The sequence below is a fragment of the Nocardiopsis mwathae genome (assembly GCF_014201195.1).
Classification (GTDB): Bacteria; Actinomycetota; Actinomycetes; order Streptosporangiales; family Streptosporangiaceae; genus Nocardiopsis_C; species Nocardiopsis_C mwathae.
On sequence record NZ_JACHDS010000001.1, the window covers coordinates 4,756,551 to 4,775,092 of the forward strand.

The 18,542-nt window shown below is 71.0% G+C and carries 16 protein-coding genes and 1 rRNA gene; 8 read left to right on the forward strand and 9 right to left on the reverse strand.

Features of this window, described 5'->3' with window-relative positions:
* Window positions 1–43: 43 nt before the first annotated feature.
* The 3 genes from HNR23_RS20910 to HNR23_RS20920 form a co-directional block, all read right to left on the reverse strand.
* Window positions 44–895 carry a class I SAM-dependent methyltransferase gene (locus tag HNR23_RS20910; protein WP_184077985.1) on the reverse strand — a complete coding sequence of 284 codons (852 nt, stop codon included), beginning with the start codon at window positions 893–895 and terminating at the stop codon, window positions 44–46.
* A gap of 46 nt (window positions 896–941) precedes the next feature.
* Window positions 942–1,769: an SURF1 family cytochrome oxidase biogenesis protein gene (locus HNR23_RS20915; RefSeq protein WP_343070645.1), complete on the reverse strand. Its 828-nt coding sequence runs from the start codon at window positions 1,767–1,769 to the stop codon at window positions 942–944.
* Between the two features lie 236 nt (window positions 1,770–2,005).
* Window positions 2,006–3,154 carry a chaplin family protein gene (locus HNR23_RS20920; RefSeq protein ID WP_449406845.1) on the reverse strand — a complete coding sequence of 383 codons (1,149 nt, stop codon included), beginning with the start codon at window positions 3,152–3,154 and terminating at the stop codon, window positions 2,006–2,008.
* 900 nt (window positions 3,155–4,054) lie between these two features.
* Between HNR23_RS20920 and HNR23_RS20925 the strand changes: the two genes are divergently transcribed.
* A complete protein-coding gene (locus tag HNR23_RS20925) occupies window positions 4,055–5,185 on the forward strand; it encodes a CapA family protein (protein ID WP_184077989.1) in 1,131 nt (376 codons plus the stop codon).
* Between the two features lie 35 nt (window positions 5,186–5,220).
* Here HNR23_RS20925 and add read toward each other — a convergent pair whose 3' ends face one another.
* Together add and HNR23_RS20935 are read right to left on the reverse strand one after the other, a co-directional pair.
* Window positions 5,221–6,252: an adenosine deaminase gene (add, locus tag HNR23_RS20930; RefSeq protein ID WP_184077991.1), complete on the reverse strand. Its 1,032-nt coding sequence runs from the start codon at window positions 6,250–6,252 to the stop codon at window positions 5,221–5,223.
* A gap of 135 nt (window positions 6,253–6,387) precedes the next feature.
* Window positions 6,388–7,860 carry an aldehyde dehydrogenase (NADP(+)) gene (locus HNR23_RS20935; protein ID WP_184077993.1) on the reverse strand — a complete coding sequence of 491 codons (1,473 nt, stop codon included), beginning with the start codon at window positions 7,858–7,860 and terminating at the stop codon, window positions 6,388–6,390.
* A gap of 447 nt (window positions 7,861–8,307) precedes the next feature.
* On the opposite strand from HNR23_RS20935, the gene HNR23_RS20940 reads away from it, so the two are divergent.
* From HNR23_RS20940 to HNR23_RS20950, 3 genes are all read left to right on the forward strand, one after another.
* A complete protein-coding gene (locus HNR23_RS20940; protein WP_184080661.1) occupies window positions 8,308–8,874 on the forward strand; it encodes a TetR/AcrR family transcriptional regulator in 567 nt (188 codons plus the stop codon).
* A 101-nt stretch (window positions 8,875–8,975) separates the two neighbouring features.
* Entirely contained in the window at window positions 8,976–9,854 is an 879-nt protein-coding gene (locus HNR23_RS20945) for an alpha/beta fold hydrolase (protein ID WP_184077995.1), read from the forward strand.
* A 467-nt stretch (window positions 9,855–10,321) separates the two neighbouring features.
* Window positions 10,322–10,942 carry an HD domain-containing protein gene (locus HNR23_RS20950; protein WP_184077997.1) on the forward strand — a complete coding sequence of 207 codons (621 nt, stop codon included), beginning with the start codon at window positions 10,322–10,324 and terminating at the stop codon, window positions 10,940–10,942.
* A 103-nt stretch (window positions 10,943–11,045) separates the two neighbouring features.
* Here the strand turns inward: HNR23_RS20950 and HNR23_RS20955 are convergent, their stop codons facing one another.
* The 3 genes from HNR23_RS20955 to HNR23_RS20965 form a co-directional block, all read right to left on the reverse strand.
* Complete coding sequence (locus tag HNR23_RS20955) at window positions 11,046–11,804, reverse strand: sulfite exporter TauE/SafE family protein (protein WP_184077999.1); 759 nt, start codon at window positions 11,802–11,804, stop codon at window positions 11,046–11,048.
* Between the two features lie 360 nt (window positions 11,805–12,164).
* Window positions 12,165–13,139, reverse strand: coding sequence for an SPFH domain-containing protein (locus HNR23_RS20960; RefSeq protein ID WP_184078001.1), 975 nt, complete (start codon window positions 13,137–13,139; stop codon window positions 12,165–12,167).
* Between the two features lie 265 nt (window positions 13,140–13,404).
* Window positions 13,405–14,190, reverse strand: a complete 786-nt coding sequence (locus tag HNR23_RS20965) for an ABC transporter ATP-binding protein (RefSeq protein WP_184078004.1) — start codon at window positions 14,188–14,190, stop codon at window positions 13,405–13,407.
* 199 nt (window positions 14,191–14,389) lie between these two features.
* Between HNR23_RS20965 and HNR23_RS20970 the strand changes: the two genes are divergently transcribed.
* From HNR23_RS20970 to serB, 4 genes are all read left to right on the forward strand, one after another.
* The gene (locus tag HNR23_RS20970; RefSeq protein ID WP_184078006.1) at window positions 14,390–15,229 is read left to right on the forward strand and encodes a hypothetical protein; all 840 of its coding nucleotides are present in this window, start codon (window positions 14,390–14,392) and stop codon (window positions 15,227–15,229) included.
* Window positions 15,230–15,450: 221 nt separating this feature from the next.
* On the forward strand, window positions 15,451–16,062 hold the full coding sequence (locus tag HNR23_RS20975; RefSeq protein WP_184078008.1) for a DUF1707 SHOCT-like domain-containing protein: 612 nt from the start codon (window positions 15,451–15,453) through the stop codon (window positions 16,060–16,062).
* 64 nt (window positions 16,063–16,126) lie between these two features.
* Window positions 16,127–16,768 (forward strand): DUF1707 SHOCT-like domain-containing protein, encoded by a 642-nt coding sequence (locus HNR23_RS20980; protein WP_184078010.1) that lies wholly within the window; start codon window positions 16,127–16,129, stop codon window positions 16,766–16,768.
* A 112-nt stretch (window positions 16,769–16,880) separates the two neighbouring features.
* Entirely contained in the window at window positions 16,881–18,128 is a 1,248-nt protein-coding gene (gene serB, locus HNR23_RS20985; protein WP_184078012.1) for a phosphoserine phosphatase SerB, read from the forward strand.
* Between the two features lie 173 nt (window positions 18,129–18,301).
* Here the strand turns inward: serB and rrf are convergent.
* Window positions 18,302–18,420, reverse strand: a 5S ribosomal RNA gene (gene rrf / locus HNR23_RS20990).
* Window positions 18,421–18,542 lie beyond the last annotated feature (122 nt).

The window sequence follows — 18,542 nt, forward strand, 5'->3', positions numbered from 1 at the left end:
GCCGGTTCCCCCGTCCCCCCGGGGTCCGGCCGCTGCGCCGCGTTCACCCGCGGGGCTCGTCCGCCTCGGGCCGGTCGGCGGCGAAGACGGCGGTCCCGGGGATGATGCGGCCGCGTAGCGGGCTCCATCCGTCCCAGGTCTGCTCGTTGTCCTCGGGCCACTCCGGCTCGACGAGGTCGCGCAGCACCAGCCCGGCCGCGGCGATGGAGCGCACCCAGTCGCCGAGGGTGTGGTGGTGCTCGACGTAGACGGCGCGGCCCGCCCCGTCCTCCTCGACGTAGGCGCGCCGGTCGAAGTAGGAGTCGCGCGCGACCAGCCCCGCCTCGGTCGGGTCGTCCGGGAAGCACCAGCGGATCGGGTGGCTGACCGAGAACACCAGTCGGCCGCCCGGCCGCAGGACCCGCGCGCTCTCGGCCACCGCGGCCGCGGTGTCGGGGACGAACGGGAAGCCGCCGTAGGAGGAGCACACGACGTCGAACGCGGCGTCGGCGAACGGTAGCCGCTGCGCGTCGGCCTGCGCCACCGCCACCGGTGTCCCGGTCTGCTCGTCGATCCGGCGCGCGTGCTGCAGCTGGCGGTACGACACGTCGATCCCGACCACCTCGGCGGCACCCTGGCCACGCAGCCACCGCGCGCACTGCCCGGCGCCGCAGCCGACCTCCAGGACACGCGCGCCCCGCAGCTCGTCCGGCTCCCCGAGCAGCCGGACCCGCGCCTCATCCAGACCCTCCGGCCCCCACACGAAGGCGGCGTCTCCGAGGAACCCGCCGTGCTCGGCCTGGTACTCGTCGGCGGCACCCTCCCACCAGATCCGACTGGCCCGAGCACTCTCATCGGCGCCCGCAGCCCGCCGCGCCACCCGGGCGATGGAGGACGTCGTCAGGTCATCGGTCATGCCCACATCCTCGCAGCCGCGTGCGGATCGACGTCATGTCGCCCGCTCAGGTCCGCGTTTCGGCACGCTCGGGCGCATCCGCGGGCCGCTCGGGGAGTACCGCGGATGCGCCACCCTTGGGCTCCGCTTCCTCGGTCCGGGCGTCGCGGAGTTCGCGGCGCATGAGGATGATCCAGCCGATGACGGCGATGACGGTGAACACCCACCACTGCACCGCGTAGGAGAGGTTCATCCCCATGTTGGTCTCCGGGGCGGCGACGCGTTCCGGGGCCGGGTCGGACGGGGGGTCCTGGGCGGTGAGTTCGGCGAAGCCGCCGTAGACGGGGTAGGGCAGGTCGGCGGCGATCGCGTCGACGTCGATGATCATGATCTGGCCGTCGGGCAGGCCGTCACGCTCGCGGATGCCGGTGTTCTCGGGGGTCTCGCCGAACTGGATCCTGCCGGTGACGGTGACCTCGCCCGTCGGCGGGGGCGGTACGTCGGGCTGGGCGGTGGCGGTGTCCGGGTTGGGCACCCAGCCGCGGTTCACCAGCAGGGCGGGGCCGTCGTCGGTCACCAGCGGGGTGAGCACGTACATGCCGACGCCGCGGGAGCCGTCGCGGTTGCGGACCACCAGCTCGTGGTCGGCGTCGTAGTGTCCCGTGGCCTCCACCGACTTCCACCGGTCGGCACGGTCGACGTCCCGGCCGACCCCGGTCAGCCGGTCGACGGGCACCGGTGCCGCCTCGATGTTGGCCTCCTGCAGGTTCGCGGCCGCCTGCCGGTCCTCCCATCGGCTGAGCTGCCAGAAGCCCAGCCAGATGAACGACGGCACGATCAGCAGCACCAGCGCGTGGAACGCCAGCATGCGCGATGAGAAGAGAACCCGGAACACACCTCCGAGGTTAGGAGATGGTTCCGGGAGCCGCGCATCGCCCCGGGGCTCACCCCGCACCGGGCGGCCGAGAGCTCCGGCGGCGGTGCGGCACCTCGCCAGCGCACCGGCGCCGCACCGGTGGGCGCGCAGACGGACGCCGGGTCCGGGGAGTGCCCCGGACCCGGCGCCGTCGGGTGAGCTGGGGATGACCGGATTCACACCGTCCGGTCAGGGGGATGGGGGTGCGGGTTGGCCTACACCTCGGCGTCGGTCCCCGCGGCGGCCTTGCGCTTGCGGGAGAACTTCATGGCCGCTGCGCCGCCGCCCAGGGCCGCGAGTCCGGCGGCCACCAGGCCGGTGAGCGCGGCACCGGTCACGGGCAGACCGCCGCTGGCGCTCTTGTTGTCGGCGACCAGGTCGACCTTCTCGTCGCCCGACTCGGCGCCGTCGGCCGCGTCCTTGCCCTTGTCGTCCGCACCCTCGGCGCCGGAGTCCTTGCCCTTGTCGGCGCCGTCGTCCTTGCCGTCGTCCTTGCCGCCGTCCTTGCCGCCGTCGTCGCCGCCCTTGTCGGCGCCGTCGTCCTTGCCGCCGTCCTTGCCGCCGTCGTCGCCGCCCTTGCCGCCGTCGTCGCCCTTACCACCGTCGCCGCCGTTGTCTCCGCCGCCCTTGCCGCCGTCGGAGATCTTCTTCACGCACTCGGCCTTCGAGACGCCGAGAGCGGACACGGAGTTGCCGCAGATCTCGGCCGCGGCGTCGACCGGGACGGTGACCTGGTTGCCGCTGCCCACACCGCCGGAGCCGTCGGTCTGGTTGCCGCCGCCCTTGTTCTGGTCCGAGTCGGCGACACCCTTGACGACCTTCTTGCAGCTGGCCTCGGAGACGCCGCCCACGGCGACGGAGTTCCCGCACACGTCGATGGCGACGTTCACCGGGATGCTGATCTGGTTGCCGCTGGCGATGCCGCCGGAGCCGCTGGTCTGGTTGCCGCCGGAGTTCTGGTCGGACGCGGCGATGCCCTTGACGACCTTGGTGCAGTCGGCCTTCGAGACGCCGGCGACCGCGACGGAGTTCCCGCAGACACCCACGGCCGCGGTCACCGGGATGCTGATCTGGTTGCCGCTGGCGATGCCGCCGGAGCCGTCGGTCTGGTTGCCGCCGCCCTTGCCAGAGGACTGGTAGAGGTACTTGGCGACCTCCTTGCACTTGGCCTTGGAGACACCGAGGGCCGCGACGGAGTTCCCGCAGATCTGGGCCTCGATGTCCACCGGGACGCTGACCTGGTTGCCGCTGCCCACACCACCGGAGCCACTGGTCGTGTTGGCGGAGGCGGCGACGGGGGAGGCGAGGACGAGCCCGGCCGTGAGCAGGGTCGCGTAGGCGGTGGTGGAGAGCTTCTTACGCATCATGTTCAGGCATGACCTTTCGCAGACGCATTCGCAAGACGTGCATGGGTGACCCTGGCGCCACCGGAGAGCGGGTAGCAGTGGCCGCAGGTCCCGCTGAGATGCGGGGGGGATTTCTGCCCTGTGCCTTGGGTGGCGGCTATAGCCAGCCGAACCCCACACCTGGAGGGAAAGGCGGCGGGACGTTTCCCGAGCCGCCGATGTCCATAACCTAGCAGCTTTTCGAGGATCCGCGACCATTTCGCCGATTAATTCCCGGAAGAGCGAGAACTGTCCGCATTGCTCGCTTTGCTCTCTGTGATGAATGCTGGTCAAACGATCGATTTTTTTGGCCTCGGCGACGAATCGATCGCAAGAAACCCACGGAGGCCATCGAGCAAATCCGACATCTGATCTTCAAACAGACAATTCGAACAGCCTTGAAGGCGGAAACGAATACGCACAGCAACCACTGGCCGGGAAGACGAACATATTGCCCCATATCCGCATTCGTCACTATTTCGGCGATAACGTTGCGCACCGGGTTCCGGACACAAGGAGGCCCCAGGGGGCGGGTCCGTGGATCCGCAGCCGGGGCAGCTCGGCGCGCTCACATCCGCGCGCCGCGCCCGCGCCGACGGTGCGCGGTGGTGTGCGGCCCGACCGGGTAGCGGTCGTCGGCGTCGCCCCGGGGCGCCCCCGCGGACACGGATGGCCGGATCCGGACACCGTCCAGGTCAACTCCGCCGCGGAGCCCGCGCATCATCCCCTATGAGCCGTCCACCTGCCCGGGAGCCCCCATTGACCCCGAGAGTCCGCACGCCCGGCCCCGCCTTCCGCCGCACCCGCCCCGGTACCTCCGCCCGCCGCTCGGTCGGCCCCCCGCCCCCTGGCCGCGGCCCCCGGCGGCACCCGGTCGCGATGCGGACGGGATCGCTCCTGGCCGCCATCGCCGTCGCCACCGCCTGCACCACCGGTTCCGGGGACGTCCGGCAAGCGGCCGACACCGCCACGCCCGCCTCCGGCCAGGAACAGTCGACGCGATCCCCGACCGACCCCTTCACCATCGCCTTCGGCGGCGATGTCATGTTCGAGGGCATACTGCGCGCGCGACTCGACGATGACCCCGGCACCGCACTCGGCCCCATCGCCGACACCCTGTCCGCCGCCGACCTGGCCATGGTGAACCTGGAGACCGCCGTCACCCACGGCGGCACCCCCGTCCCCGGCAAGCAGTTCGTGTTCCGCGCACCGCCCGCGGCCTTCGAGGCGCTGGACGCCGCCGGTATCGACGTCGTGTCGATCGCCAACAACCACGGCATGGACTACGGGGAGGAGGGGCTGCTCGACACGCTCCGCTACGCGGAGGAGGCCGACTTCCCGGTGGTCGGGGCCGGCAGGGACATCGACGCGGCCTACGCCCCTCACATCACCGAGGTCAACGGCAGCACCGTCGCGATCATCGGCGCCACCGACGTGCTGGACGAAGAGCTCATCCCCACCTGGACGGCCGGCGAGGGACGTCCCGGGCTCGCATCGGCCAAGTACGAGATGCGCGAGACGCTGATCGCGGCGGTACGCTCCGCCTCCGAGGACACCGGAGCCGACACCGTCGTCGTCTTCCTGCACTGGGGCCTGGAGGGGTCGCACTGCCCCCTGCCACATGCCCCCGACCTCGCGCGCGACCTCATCGGCGCCGGAGCCGATGTCGTGGTCGGGGCACACGCGCACGTGCTCGCACCGGGCGGCTACTTGGGGGACGCCTATGTGCACTACGGTCTGGGCAACTTCGCGTTCTACAACTTCAGCGGGCCCACGGCGGAGAGCGGCGTGCTCACCCTGACCCTGCACGACGGCGCGGTCCTCGATGACGAGTGGCTGCCCGCCCGCATCGAGGGCGGGGTGCCGATCCCCTACGAAGGCGACTCCGCCGACCGCGCCCGCGCCGAGTGGGAGCGCCTTCGCACCGGCTGCGCCACCGACCTCGCGGCCGTCCCCTCCGACCCGGCGGCCGGGGCTCCCGGGGAGGGGTCCGCACGACCGACGCGCTGAGACCCGGGGCGCCCCGGGAGATCGGGCGTTCGCCGCTACATGGGGGCCGGACAGGCGTCGATCTCGCCGATCAGCTCGCGTTTGGCGGACTCCTCAAGGTAGGAGGCCGCCACGCCGTTGCGGGCCAGCTCGGCGAGCTCCGCCGTGCCCAGGCCCAGGGTGTGGGCCGTACGGTACTCGTTGAGCAGGTCGGTGCCGAACATCGGCGGGTCGTCGGAGTTGAGGGTGACCAGCAGGCCGGCCTCCATCATCCGCGGGAGCGGATGTTCGCCGATGGCCTCCACGGCCCGCGTCCGCAGGTTGGAGGTGGGAGAGACGTCGACGGGGATCCGATCGTCGCGAAGCCGCGCGACCAGGCGATCGTCCTGCAAGCTGTCGATACCGTGCCCGATGCGCTCGGCACGCAACAGGTCCAGCGCCTCCCGCACCCGTTCCGCGCCGCCGTTCTCCCCGGCGTGCGGCAGGCTGTGCAGCCCGGCGGCGCGCGCCCGCCCGAACAGGTCGGCGAACGGGGCCCGCGAGACCTCGATCCCGCCGACGCCGAACCCGATGACGCTGTCCGGCCCGTCCCGCAGCACCGCCTCCAGGGTCTCGGCCCCGGCCTCCACCCCGTAGTCCCCGGGGAAGTCGGGAATCCAGCGCAGCCGGATCCCGTGCTCACGCTCGGCCTCGCGGCGGGCGTGCTCGATGCCGTCGAACACCACCCGGGCCGGGATCCCGCGCATGAGGTGGCCGTACAGGCTGACGTGCAGCTCGGCGTAGCGCACATTCTGCGCCGCCAGGGTGGCCGCCACGTCGGCGGTCAGCAGCGCGAAGTCCTCCTCATCGCGCAGGGCCGCGACCGATGCCAGGTAGACGTCGATGAAGTGCGGGAAGTCGCGGAACTCGTACCAGTCGCGGATCTCCTCCGGGGTCCCGGGGATCCCCTCCACCCGATGCCGGGCGGCGAGCTCGATGAGCGTCGCGGGCCGCATCGAGCCTTCGAGGTGGACGTGGAGTTCGACCTTCGGCAGATCGCGGATGAAGGCCTCGATACCGGAGGCTGCGGCGGTAGGGGAGCGGTCCATGCCGCGACGCTACTCGGAGCCGAACCGCTCCTCCAAACACGAACCGGTCTTCTTACACCGGTTTGTCAGTATCGGTGCGCGCGGCAGCGGGCCTGGGCCCGCCGCATGCCGGGGACCCGGCGCCCGCTCCGCAGGTCAGCCCGCCTCCGGCCGACCGTTGACCCGGCGCGGGATGCCCAGCGGGTTCCCGTCGCGCAGCGCCTCGGGCAGCAGGGGGTCGGGGACGGACTGGTAGCTCACCGGGCGCAGGAATCTGCGGATGGCCGTGGCACCCACCGACGTGTGCAGCACCGATGTGGTCGCCGGGTAGGGGCCGCCATGCGTCATCGCGTGCGTCACCGACACCCCCGTGGGCCACTCGTTCCACAGCACCCGCCCGGCCCGCCCGCTCAGGAGCTCCAGCAGCCGCGGTGCGACGGCATCGCCCTCTTCGGCGTGAAGGGCCGACGTCAACTGGCCCTGCAGCAGCCCGGCCACCTCCGCCAGCCGGTCCTCCTCCCCGTAGCCGACGACCAGGGATGCCGGGCCGAAGCACTCCTCCAGGAGCACACCGGGATGCCGCAGCAGCGACTCGACTCCGGTGCGCAGCAGCGTAGGGGTCCATCCCGCCGGGGTGCGCACACCGCGCACCAGGACCTCGACCGCCGGGTGGTCGGCCAGTTCCCCGAGGCGGTGCTCGAACCCCTCCGCCACCCGCTCGTTGAGCAGAGGCGCCTGGGCCAGGTCGGCGACGGCGTGGGTGAGCGGCCCCAGGTCGCACTCCTCCGGCACCAGCAGCACGCCGGGCTTGGTGCAGAACTGCCCCGCGCCCAGTGTGAAGGAGCCGATGTAGCCGCTGAGGATCTCCGGCCCGCGCGCCTTCATGGCGGCGCGGGTGACGAAGACGGGGTTGACGCTGCCGAGCTCACCGTAGAACGGGATCGGCTCCGGACGGGAGGCCGCCAGATCGTGCAGGGCGCGGCCGCCCGGGATCGACCCGGTGAACCCGACGGCTCGGGTCGCCGGATGCAGTACCGCGCGCTGCCCGGTCTCCATCCCGTATACGACCGCGAAGACCCCCGCGGGCGCCCGGACGCCGGCGAGCGCCTCGGCGACCACCCGGCCGGTGAGCCGGGCCAGGTGCGGGTGGCCCGGGTGGGCCTTGACGACGACCGGGCAGCCGGCGGCGAGCGCGGAGGCGGTGTCGCCCCCGGCGGTGCTGAACGCGAACGGGAAGTTGCTCGCGCCGAAGACGACCACCGGCCCCAGGGGGACCAGCATCCGGCGCACGTCCGGGCGCGGCCCCATGCCCCACCCGGGGTCCGCGACGTCGATGGCGGCCTCCAGGTAGGTGCCCTCCTCGACCAGATCGGCGAAGAACCTCAGCTGGAATGTGGTGCGGCCGAGCTCGGACCGGCAGCGCGCCTCGGGCAGGTGGCTTTCGGCCATCGCCACCGGGACGAGCTCGTCGGCGGCGGCGTCGAGCGCGTCGGCCACGGCGCGCAGCATCACCGCGCGCCGTGCGGGCCGCAGTCCGCCCATCGCGGGGGCGGCCGCAGCCGCGGCCGCCATGACGTCGTCCAGCTCGGCCGGGCCGGTGTCGGGAATGGGGGTGGCGGTCTCGGTCATCGGTCGCCTCCGGATCGTGGACTGGGTCTGCTCCCGCTCCTACCCAACCGCCCTTCGCCGCCTGACGGAAGGGCGGATTCCCACCCTGTGGACAAGCGTCCGCCCCGACATGTCCGACTATTCCGTGCCGGAAACCGTTGGTGACCGCGACGGCCACCAGCGTGGCCAATCCCGGGCCGGATCAGGCCGGAACCGGCCATATCCCCGGTCAGAGTGAAGTCGGAACCGTAAAAGCGCGATATTACGGGGAACCATTCAGATCCGGAAAGGCATCATAGAGACGTGATGACTACTTCCCGCAGTTCCACATCCAGGCCACGGGAGGCCACGGATACCGGCAATGGCGCCGGAGCCCAACTCGGACCCACCTCATGGCCGCTGCTCGACAACGCGGGCCAGGCCCTGTCCCAAGCCCCCCTCCGCCGCCTCCCCGCCCAGCAGCGCAGCATGGTCCGGGTCCAGCGCATGCTGGACGCCTGCGCCGAGCTACTCGACGAGGTCGGCTACGACGAGCTCTCCACCACCCGCATCGCCGAACGCGCCAACGTCGCCATCGGGTCGGTCTACCAGTTCTTTCCGGACAAGAAGGCCATCACCCAGGCGCTCGGCCTGCGCTACCTGGACATGTTCAGCTCCCGGGTGACCGACCGACTCGCCCAGGGCGGCTTCTCCCACTGGTCCGAGGCCGTCGACGTGATCATCGACGAGTACCTCGACATGCACCGCAACGTGCCGGGCTTCCGCAGCCTGCACTTCGGCGACGCGGTGGACATCCGCCTGTTCGACCCGAACAACGACAACAACCAGGTGATCGCCGCCCGCCTTCGCGACCTGCTGATCTCCATCGCCGGGGCGGAGGAGAGCACGGAACTCGACCGCGCCATCACCGTGGCCGTCGAGTCCGCGGACGCGGTCCTCAAACTCGCCTTCCGCTGCGATCCCGAGGGCGACCGGCATCTCATCGACGAGACCAAACTGCTCCTGCGCAGCTACCTCGGCCGACATTTCGCCTGAATTAGGCTGCAAGTTGCCCGCCGCCCACGGATGACGCTCGCAATCCGCGACCGCCGCCGACGAAACCGGTGGACGGCGTTCGAACATGGGAGGATCCCCCAGTGGTAGCCGAAAGCACGCTCACCCGCCCGACGACCGGCACCGCGGCCGGTGTTCCCTTCGTGGCGATGCCTCCGGTCGTCGCCGCGAACGACGGCCCGGCTCCCATGATCGTCTCACTCCACGCGTTCGAGCCACCGCGCAGCGAAACCGCGCTGGCGGGCACACTCCCGATGGCCTCGCTGCCGGCATGGCGCTTCCACCTCGGCCTGCCGATGTTCGGCGCCCGCCTGCCCGAGGGCGGCATCGCCGAGGTCAACCGGCGCGGACAGACCGACTACCTGATCCAGCTCTACGGCCCGGTCGTCGAGCAGGCCGCGGCCGAACTCGCCCGTGTCGTCGCCGAGCTGCGGTCGCGCTTCGGTGTGCAGGACGGCCCCATCGGCCTGGCGGGGGTCGGCGCAGGAGGGGCGGCCGCCCTGCTCGCCCTCGCCGAGAGCGACCTCCCCATCGGCGCGATCGGCCTGGTCAACCCGATCATCGAACCGGGCCTGGTCCTCGGTGCCCGGGAGCGGCGGCTCGGCGTCGCCTACGAGTGGACCGAAGAGTCCCGCGACGTGGCCTCCTGGCTCGACTTCACCTCCCGCGTGGACGACCTCGCCCAGCGGCGCCCGCAGCCACCGCTGCTGATCGTCAACGGCGGCATGGACGAGGTCGTCCCACCGGAACGCGGCCAGGCCCTGCACGACGCCGTCGCTCCGCACTACCCGCCGGGGAGCCTGCGCCACATCGTGATTCCGGACCTTGCTCACACCATGGGCCCCGAGCCCGGCCTGGAGCCCGGTCCACCCGCGCCCGGCAACGTGCTGGCCGATCGCGCCCTCACCGAGTGGTTCCACCAGCACCTCCATGCCGATGCCGAGGCCACGCTGAGACTCTGACCGCGGCCCTCGACCCCTGAGGGAACGACGCCCGCAAGGCCCGACCGACCGAGCGATCGGGCGGGAAATAGCGGGGGCGCGGATGATTCGCACGCCGAAGCTCGATACGGTTCTACCCACCAGGCGAGGATCGCGGCGCGCCGGGTCCACTGTCCGCCGAGCGGCGCCGCTCGGCGCTCTCCCCCGATGCCGCGGCGCATCGGCACCGGCGGCAGCGGATCGGTCGGCCGCTTCGGAGCACACCGCCACGGGGACGCCGACGGACACGGGCAGGGAGCTGGACGGGACGATGGCAGCGACACCGGCCGCGCTCTCGCGCAGCCGCGCGTTCATCCCCCGCTCCCCACCGCCACTCCTCTCGGACGCTCCGGGGTCAACGGCTCCCCGTTCCATGGGATCATCCGTGTGGCGGCCGGGCATCCCCCTGGTTCTCGGTGATCATGCAGCGCGCTAGGAGGGCGACTTACGTGACAGAACCGGCACCGGTGTTTGCCAGCGGGGTCGATCACGAACGGCTCACGGCCCAGCTCCGGTTCATCCTGGAGACCGACAAGCTCAAGCGGATCCTCCGCCGGAACATGCTCGTCGACGGCTCTCGGCGGGAGAACGCCGCGGAACACTCCTGGCACCTCGCCCTGACCGCACGGGTCTTCGCCGAGTACGCTCCGGAGGGCACCGACATCGACCGCGTGGTCGAGATGCTGGTCCTGCACGACATCGTCGAGATCGACGCCGGGGACACGTTCATCTACGACGCCCGGGAGTCCGTCTCCCAGCCTGAGCGGGAACGCGCCGCCGCCGACAGGATCTTCGCCCTGCTCCCCGAGGACCAGGCGGAACACGCCCGCACCCGGTGGGAGGAGTTCGAGGAGCGCAAGACGCCCGAGGCACGCTTCGCGCGGGCGATCGACGGTCTCGCCCCCCTGCTCGCCAACTGGCACACCGAGGGCGGAACCTGGGTCCGCTACGGGATCACCGCGGCCCAGGTCCGCGAGCGGGTGAAGACCATCGCCGAGGGCTCCGAGGCGCTGGGCTCCTACGCCCTCGCCCTCACCGAGGACGCCGCCCGCCGCGGCTACCTACGCTGACCTGTCCCGCGTGTGGCGCTAAGGCGTGTGTGACGGATCATTCCCGGCTCGCGGCCGTCCGGGGCGGCCGCTCACTTACCGGAAAGCATCCGCCGAACACGCCCTAGAGGCGGCCCAGCACCAGCTGCACCATCGCGCTGAGCCCCACGGCCACGATGATCATCCGCAGCGCGAACGGGCGGAGCAGGCGGCCGAACCGGGCGCCTGCGTAGCCCCCGATGACCGACCCGGCCGCGATCAGGGCCACCACCGGCCACACCGGGGACGCGAAGACGATGAAGAAAACGGCGGCCGTCGTGTTCACGGCGAAGGTCAGCGCGTTCTTCAGGGCGTTGACCCGCTGCAGGTCCTCCTCCAAGGAGAGACCGAGGATACTGATCAGGACGATGCCCTGCGCGGCGGCGAAATAGCCCCCGTAGACTCCGGCGCCGTACACCCCCACCGGAAGCAGCGGTCCGCCCTCGGGGCGGGCCGCCCGGCGCCGCCGCATCCACGCACCGAGTCGGGGCTGCGCCATGATCAGCACGCAGGCCAGGCCGATGAGCACCGGCACGACGTACTCGAAGACGTCGGGGGGCAGGCTGATCAGCAGGATCCCGCCGGTGATCGCACCGAGACAGGACATGGCCCCGAGCCGGATCACCCTGCGGCCCTGACCGGCCAGTTCGCGCCGGTAGCCGATCGCTCCGGTGAGGGAGCCGGGCGCCAGGCCGATGCTGTTGGAGATCGTGGCGGTCACCGGCGGGTAGCCCAACGCGAGCAGCACCGGGAAGGTGAACAGCGTTCCGGAGCCGACGATCGCGTTGATTCCCCCGGCTCCGATCCCCGCCAGCAGGATGGCGAGCGCTTCCCACAGACTCAACTCTCCGGCCCCTCGGACATGGGTGGACGGCGCCGTCGCCACCACGGATTCCGACCGCCTCCGCCCCGGCACACAGAGCAGGGCGACGGCATGCTGTATACAGCCTACAATTCGACGATCGGTCGACTCCGTGGCACCCCCCGGGGATGATCCCCGCGCTGGCCCCGGCCATCGCGGGGCCGCCGACGGACGAGCCGCCGGCCGCGGCGTGTTCGGCGGATGCCCCCGGTGGGTCGGCGGCCGCCGGGGCGGCGCTCGCACGCCCCTGCTCTCGGTCGATCCCGGTCGACCTGACGAATGGAGCGGTGCGGCGAACGTCGGTGCGGTGGCCGCGCGCGGATGCGATCCGCGGAACAGGCGCTAAGACCGGTGGTCGCCCGCGCCTCCGCCGCCGTTCCGCTGGGCGTGGTTCGGCTGTCCGTTGCTCTCCCCGCGCACGCGCTCGAAGACGCCGCCGATGCCCTCCAAGGCCTTGCCCATCTCGGAGGGGACGATCCAGACCTTGTTGGAGTCGCCCTTGGCGATCTCCGGGAGCTTCTGCAGGTACTGGTAGGCCAGCACGTCCTGGCTCACGTCGCCCGAGTGCAGCGCCTTGAACACCATCGTGATCGCGTCCGCCTCACCCCGGGCGCGCAGCGTCATCGCGTCCGACTCGGCCTTCGCCCGGATCATCTCCGCGTCGGCGGCACCCTTGGCACTCAGGACGGCCGAGGACGACTCACCCTCGGCGCGCAGGATCGCCGACTGCTTCTGGCCCTCCGCGGTGAGGATCTCGGCGCGCTTGTCCCGGTCGGCGCGCATCTGCTTCTCCATCGCCTCCTGGACGGACTCCGGGGGCTCGATGGCCTTCAGCTCGACCCGGCTGACCTCGATCCCCCACTCCGCCGTGGCCTCGTCGAGGACCATGCGCAGTTCACGGTTGATCTGGTCGCGCGAGGTGAGCGTCTGCTCCAGGTCCATGCCGCCTATGACGTTGCGCAGCGTGGCCGAGACCAGCTGCTCGACGGCCTGTATGAAGTTCGCGATCTTGTAGACGGCGTTGTAGGGGTCGGTGACCTTGATGTAGACGGCCGTGTCGACGTTGACCGAGAGGTTGTCCTGGGTGATGGCGGTCTGGGAGGGAAAGCTGACCACTTGGACCCGCATGTCGATACGTTCGCGGACGTGGTCGACGAACGGGACGACGATGTTGAATCCCGACTTCAGCGTGCGGTGGTAGCTGCCGAAGCGCTCGACGACATCGGCCATGGCCTGGGGGACGATGCGGATGCTGCGCCAGCCGATCACGGCCAGGATCAGCACGAACAGCAGCAGGATGATGATGATGGTGCTCATCGAGACGGCTCCGGCTCTCCTGTCGGGGGTGGAACAGGCTGCGAATGGACGCGGACGGTTCCGGAAGGCGCGGGCGACGATTCCGACACGCGTCCACGCAGCGATCGTAAAACGCAAAGGAGCACGCGTACGCACGGAGTACCCGAAACTCCACGTCGAACCAGCACCACGCGCTCGAAATCGGACAGAAAGGCGGGTTACGGCCACGCCCTTATGCCGATTTCCCTGGGAGTGATATTCGCGGTTCGTGCGCCGACCGCCGACGCTATGCGGCGCGCGCGGTCCACCGGTCGCCGACACGCTCCACGTGCAACGGCAGACCATAGGTCTTACTCAGGTTCTCGCTGGTCATCACGTCCTCCAGCGGCCCGGAGACGACGACCCGCCCCTCCCGCAGCAGCAGACCATGGGTGAACCCCGGGGGGATCTCCTCCACATGGTGCGACACGATCACCAGCGCCGGCGCCTCGAAGTCGACGGCCAGCGCGCCGAGCCGACGCACCAGATCCTCCCGGCCGCCGAGGTCCAGGCCGGCCGCCGGCTCGTCGAGCAGCAGCAGCTCCGGATCGGCCATCAGGGAGCGGGCGATCAGCACCCGCTTGCGCTCACCCTCCGACAGGGTGCCGTACGTGCGGTCCTCCAGGTGCAGCACACCCCACTGGTTGAGCAGCACGCGTGCCCGGCCGTAGTCGGGCGTGGAATACCGCTCGCCGAACCGGCCCAGGTATCCGTAAGCCGCGCTGATGACCAGGTCGAGCACCGTGCTGGAGTCGGGCACCCGGTTGGCCACCGCCGCACCGGCGAAGCCGACGAGCGGACGCAACTCGAACACGTCGGTCTCGCCCAGGCGTTCTTCGAGGATCTCCACCTCGCCTTCGGTCGGGAACAGCTGCGTCGCGGCGATACTCAGCAGGGTGGTCTTGCCCGCGCCGTTCGGGCCGATCACGACCCAGCGCTCATCCTCCTCGACGATCCACTCCACACCGCGCACCAGCTCCGCGTCGTCGCGGCGCACGCTCACACCGCTCATACGCAGTACATGACCGTTCATCGTTCTCCCTGCCGTTCACCTTGTGCGCACTCGACCCGGCGCCCCACCGCGCGGTGTCCCCACCGCATGGTGTCCCCGTCGCGTACCGACCCGGACGACGGAGAGGCCCGCGCCGTCGAAGCCGCTCGTGCCGTCGACGGCACGGTGTGAACCTACTCGACGCGTCCGCTCCCCGGGTCACCGATCTAGGCTGGAGGACATGGTGCGAGAACTGTCATCCCCGTCACTGGTCGCCTGGGGCAACGCGTGGCTGGCCGGCCAGGCCGGGTTGGACGACGCCGTCGACGCCGTGGAGCGACGCACCGGACCGAACACGATCGGCGCCCCGATGAGCGCTCCGCGGCCCGGCGGGGCCGCCGGGACGCACGACCCGCGGTCCGCCGCCCCCGCCGGGCCGCCCTTCACTCGCGGAGACACGCTCCGGTCCGCGCTGGCACGGCTGCGGCCGCTGGGGCTGAGCGCCTTCCGGCTGTGCCTGCCGGTCCCCGGAGACCCGCTGGGGCTCGTAGGCACGGCCGACCTCAACGCCGCGGCCATCGACGCCCGCGAGGCGGTGCTGATCCGGCTCAGAGACCGGCAGATCGGGCTGGTCCCGGGTGAGGACCGGCGCGGCTCGTCCTACGTCGGCGTCGTCTGGACGCCCTACCCTGCCGCAGACGCCGAACCCGAACCCGTCGGGCTGGCCGAGGCCGAGTACCGGTTGACGCTCGCCATGCGCGAGTCCACCGACCTGTTCGGCCGTATCGACGACATCACCGGCTGGGGCTCCGAGGTCGAAAGCGCCCTGGACGCCCTGCGCGACCCCGCCCGCTCCCCCGGCGACGGGTTGGCCCCCGGCTACCCGCAGCGGGCACACCGGCTGGCCGCCCAGGCCGACCGACTGGCGGTCGTGGTCCGGCTCGCCGAGGGGGACCGGAGCGACAGCGGGCGGGGGCTGTCCGCAGCCCAGGTGGCCGCACGGCGCGAGGCGCTGCGCGTTCTCGACAGCGCGGTCCGCCGCGCCCGGGTCGCCGCCTACGGGGCGGCCTGCACCGGCTGAGGCCCCTCCCCTCGCGCCCGTAGCGAGCCGGGGCAGGGGTCAGGGTCGTCCCGGTACCGAATCAGGGGAACCCCAGGGTCGTCTCCGGATACCGTTCGCGTCCGCCGAGGCGAATACTCGGAGTCATGAACGACACAGCAGACCGCGGTCCCGGAACCGCGCCGGGCCCCGCGACCACGTCTCCCCCGCAGTCGCAACCGTCGTCACAACCGTCGCCGCCGATGCGCGCGTCCGACGCCGACCGCGACCGGGCCGCACAGGTCCTCGCCCAGGCGATGACCGAAGGGCGCCTCGGCCACGAGGAACACGGCGAGCGGCTCGACGCCGTCTACCGCGCCAAGACCATGGCCGAGCTGACCCCGATCACCGCCGACCTGCCGGGCGGAACCGCCGCCGCGGCTCCGACCCCCGCCTCGGCTCCACCGCGACCGGCGAGCCAGGCGGACGCCGATCTCATCGCGTCGGCCACCGGATCGGAGAACATCGTGGCCGTGCTCAGCAGCGCCGAGCGCAAGGGACGCTGGCTCGTGGAGCCGCGCACCAACGTCTCCGTCCTCCTCGGTTCCGTCGAACTGGACATGCGCACGGCCCTTCTGTCCCGGAACAGGGTCGTCGTGCAGTGCTCCACGACCCTCGGCGGGGTGACGCTGATCGTCCCGCACGGCGTCGCGATCGAGAACCACGTCAACGGCACACTCGGCGGCGTCGGCGTCGAGAAGGGCCGGCCGGAGCCCGCCGAGGGCGCGCCCACGGTGGTCGTCACCGGGCATGTGCTGCTGGGCGGCATCGAAATCAAGTCGTCGCCCGAAGCGGACGTCGGCTACGGCTGCTGAACGGGGATAATCCGGTGAAGACAGCGACCGGGGCCGCGGCGAAGAACCGAAGACGAGGACAGTGATGGAGCCCGACCACATCCGCGCATCCGACGCCGATCGCGACCGCGTCGCCGAGCGGCTGCGGGAGGCCCTGGCAGAGGGCCGACTCACCCACGAGGAGCACGAAGAGCGGCTGGACGCCGTGTACCGCGCCAAGACCGTGGGCGAACTGGCTCCGATCACCGCCGACCTGCCCTCCGCCTCGGAACGCAATGGCGCCTCGGACAGCGGCGCCATGTCCGTGGCGTCGTCGCTCTCCTCGGAGGCCGCGCGGCGGCTGGCGGCCGAGAGCACGGGCCAGGAGAACATCGTGGCCGTGCTGAGCGGCACCGAGCGCAAGGGACGCTGGCTCGTGGAGCCGCGCACCAACGTCTCGTCCCTGCTCGGGACGGTCGAGCTGGACTTCCGCGAAGCCGTGTTGGCGCAGCGCGAGGTGAGCGTGCAGTGCGCGGTGTTCCTCGGGACACTGGAGATCATCGTCCCGCACGGCGTACGTGTGGTGAACAACACGACGGCGGTCCTCGGCACCTCCGAGATCACCGGGACCGACGCTGTGACCGACCCCAACGCGCCGACCATCAGACTGTCGGGGACCTGCATACTCGGCACGATCGAGGTCAAGGCCAAGGGTCCCAGGGGTTCGTGGTTCAAGCGCAGGAAGTGATCGCCCTGCGTACACGATCCGTCGCCCAGGTGACACAGGGGTGAACTGCGGGCACATGTTCACCCCCCGGACCTACACCCCCATGAACTGGCCGAGTACCGTAGTTCACGTCATGAATGATGATTCGACGCTCTTGGTGACGGTTACCGGACGCGACAGGCCCGGGGTCAGCGCGCGCCTCTTGAGCACCCTATCGGTGTTCCCGGTGACACTGGCCGACCTGGAACAGGTCGTCATCGGCGGCCGGCTCGTACTCGGAGCGCTGCTCAGCGTCGACGACACCGTCGCCCCCGGCGTCAGCAAGACTCGGCTCTTCGACGAACTCCGCAACGCCGTCGAGAAGACCGCCATCGACCTCGATATGGACGTGGAGTTCTCGGAAGGCGACGCTCGAGTCAGCGCCTCGGGCGAGGGCCGACTGCACGTGACCGTTCTGGCGGACCCGCTGCGCCCCGGCGCACTCGGAGCGATCGCCTCGTGCGTCGCCCGGGCGGGATCCAACATCGACCGCATCGATCGGCTGTCGAGCTACCCGGTCACCTCCATCGAACTCGACATCTCCGGCACCGACCTGGACCGGCTCCGCGGCGACCTTGCCATGGAGGCCGCCACCCAGTCCATCGACGTCGCGGTACAGCGCAGCGGGCTGCACCGGAGGGCCAAGCACCTGATCGTGATGGACGTCGACTCCACCCTCATCCAGGGCGAGGTCATCGAACTCCTCGCCGCGCACGCCGGGTGCGCCGAGGAGGTCGCCCGGGTCACCGAGGAGGCGATGCGCGGAAACCTCGACTTCGAGGAGTCGCTGCGCCGCCGCGTCGCCCTGCTCAAGGACCTGGACGCCTCCGCCATCGACGCGGTTCGCGAAGAACTCGTCCTGACACCCGGCGCCCGCACGCTCGTCCGGACACTGCAGCGCCTCCACTACGAGACCGCGATCGTCAGCGGCGGCTTCACCCAGATCACCGATTCGCTCGTGGAGCGCCTCGGCATCGACTACTCGGCGGCCAACACCCTGGAGATCGTCGACGGAAAACTCACGGGTGGGCTCGTCGGGCCGGTCATCGACCGCCGGGGGAAGGCGGACGCCCTGCGCCGGTTCGCCAGGGAGGCCGGGGTCTCGCTGACCCAGACCGTGGCCATCGGGGACGGTGCCAACGACCTCGACATGCTGCGCACGGCCGGGCTCGGCGTGGCCTTCAACGCCAAGCCGGTCGTGCGCGAACAGGCCCACACGTCGGTCAACGTCCCCTACCTGGACGCGATCGTCTTCCTCCTCGGTATCTCCCGCGAGGAGGTCGAGGCCGCCGACAGCGCGGAGGATGAGGAAACGGCGGGCGCGGCAGAGACCGTGAAGTAGGAAAAGTCAGCCCCCGGCGGCCGATGGCCGCCGGGGGCTGTGGCGGTCAGGGGCTGTGGCGGTCGCGGTGGCCGCATCCGCACGACCAGGTCCGCACGACCAGGTCCGCACACCCAGGAACGAAACGCGGCGAGGGCCCCTGACCATGTCAGGGGCCCTCGCCGATGAAGTATGCGCGGCGGCGACCTACTCTCCCACCCCGCACCATGGGGGCAGTACCATCGGCGCTGGGAGGCTTAACGACCGGGTTCGGAATGAGACCGGGTGTTTCCCTCCCGCTATGACCGCCGCAACCCTAGCCCACCACTCCCGGAAACCGGGAGCGTGGAAACCTGTGGGTCACGCCGGAGCGCGACAACGGTATTGAGTATAGACCATCCGCGGGCCTGCCGTGACCACCTCCGGCGACCATGT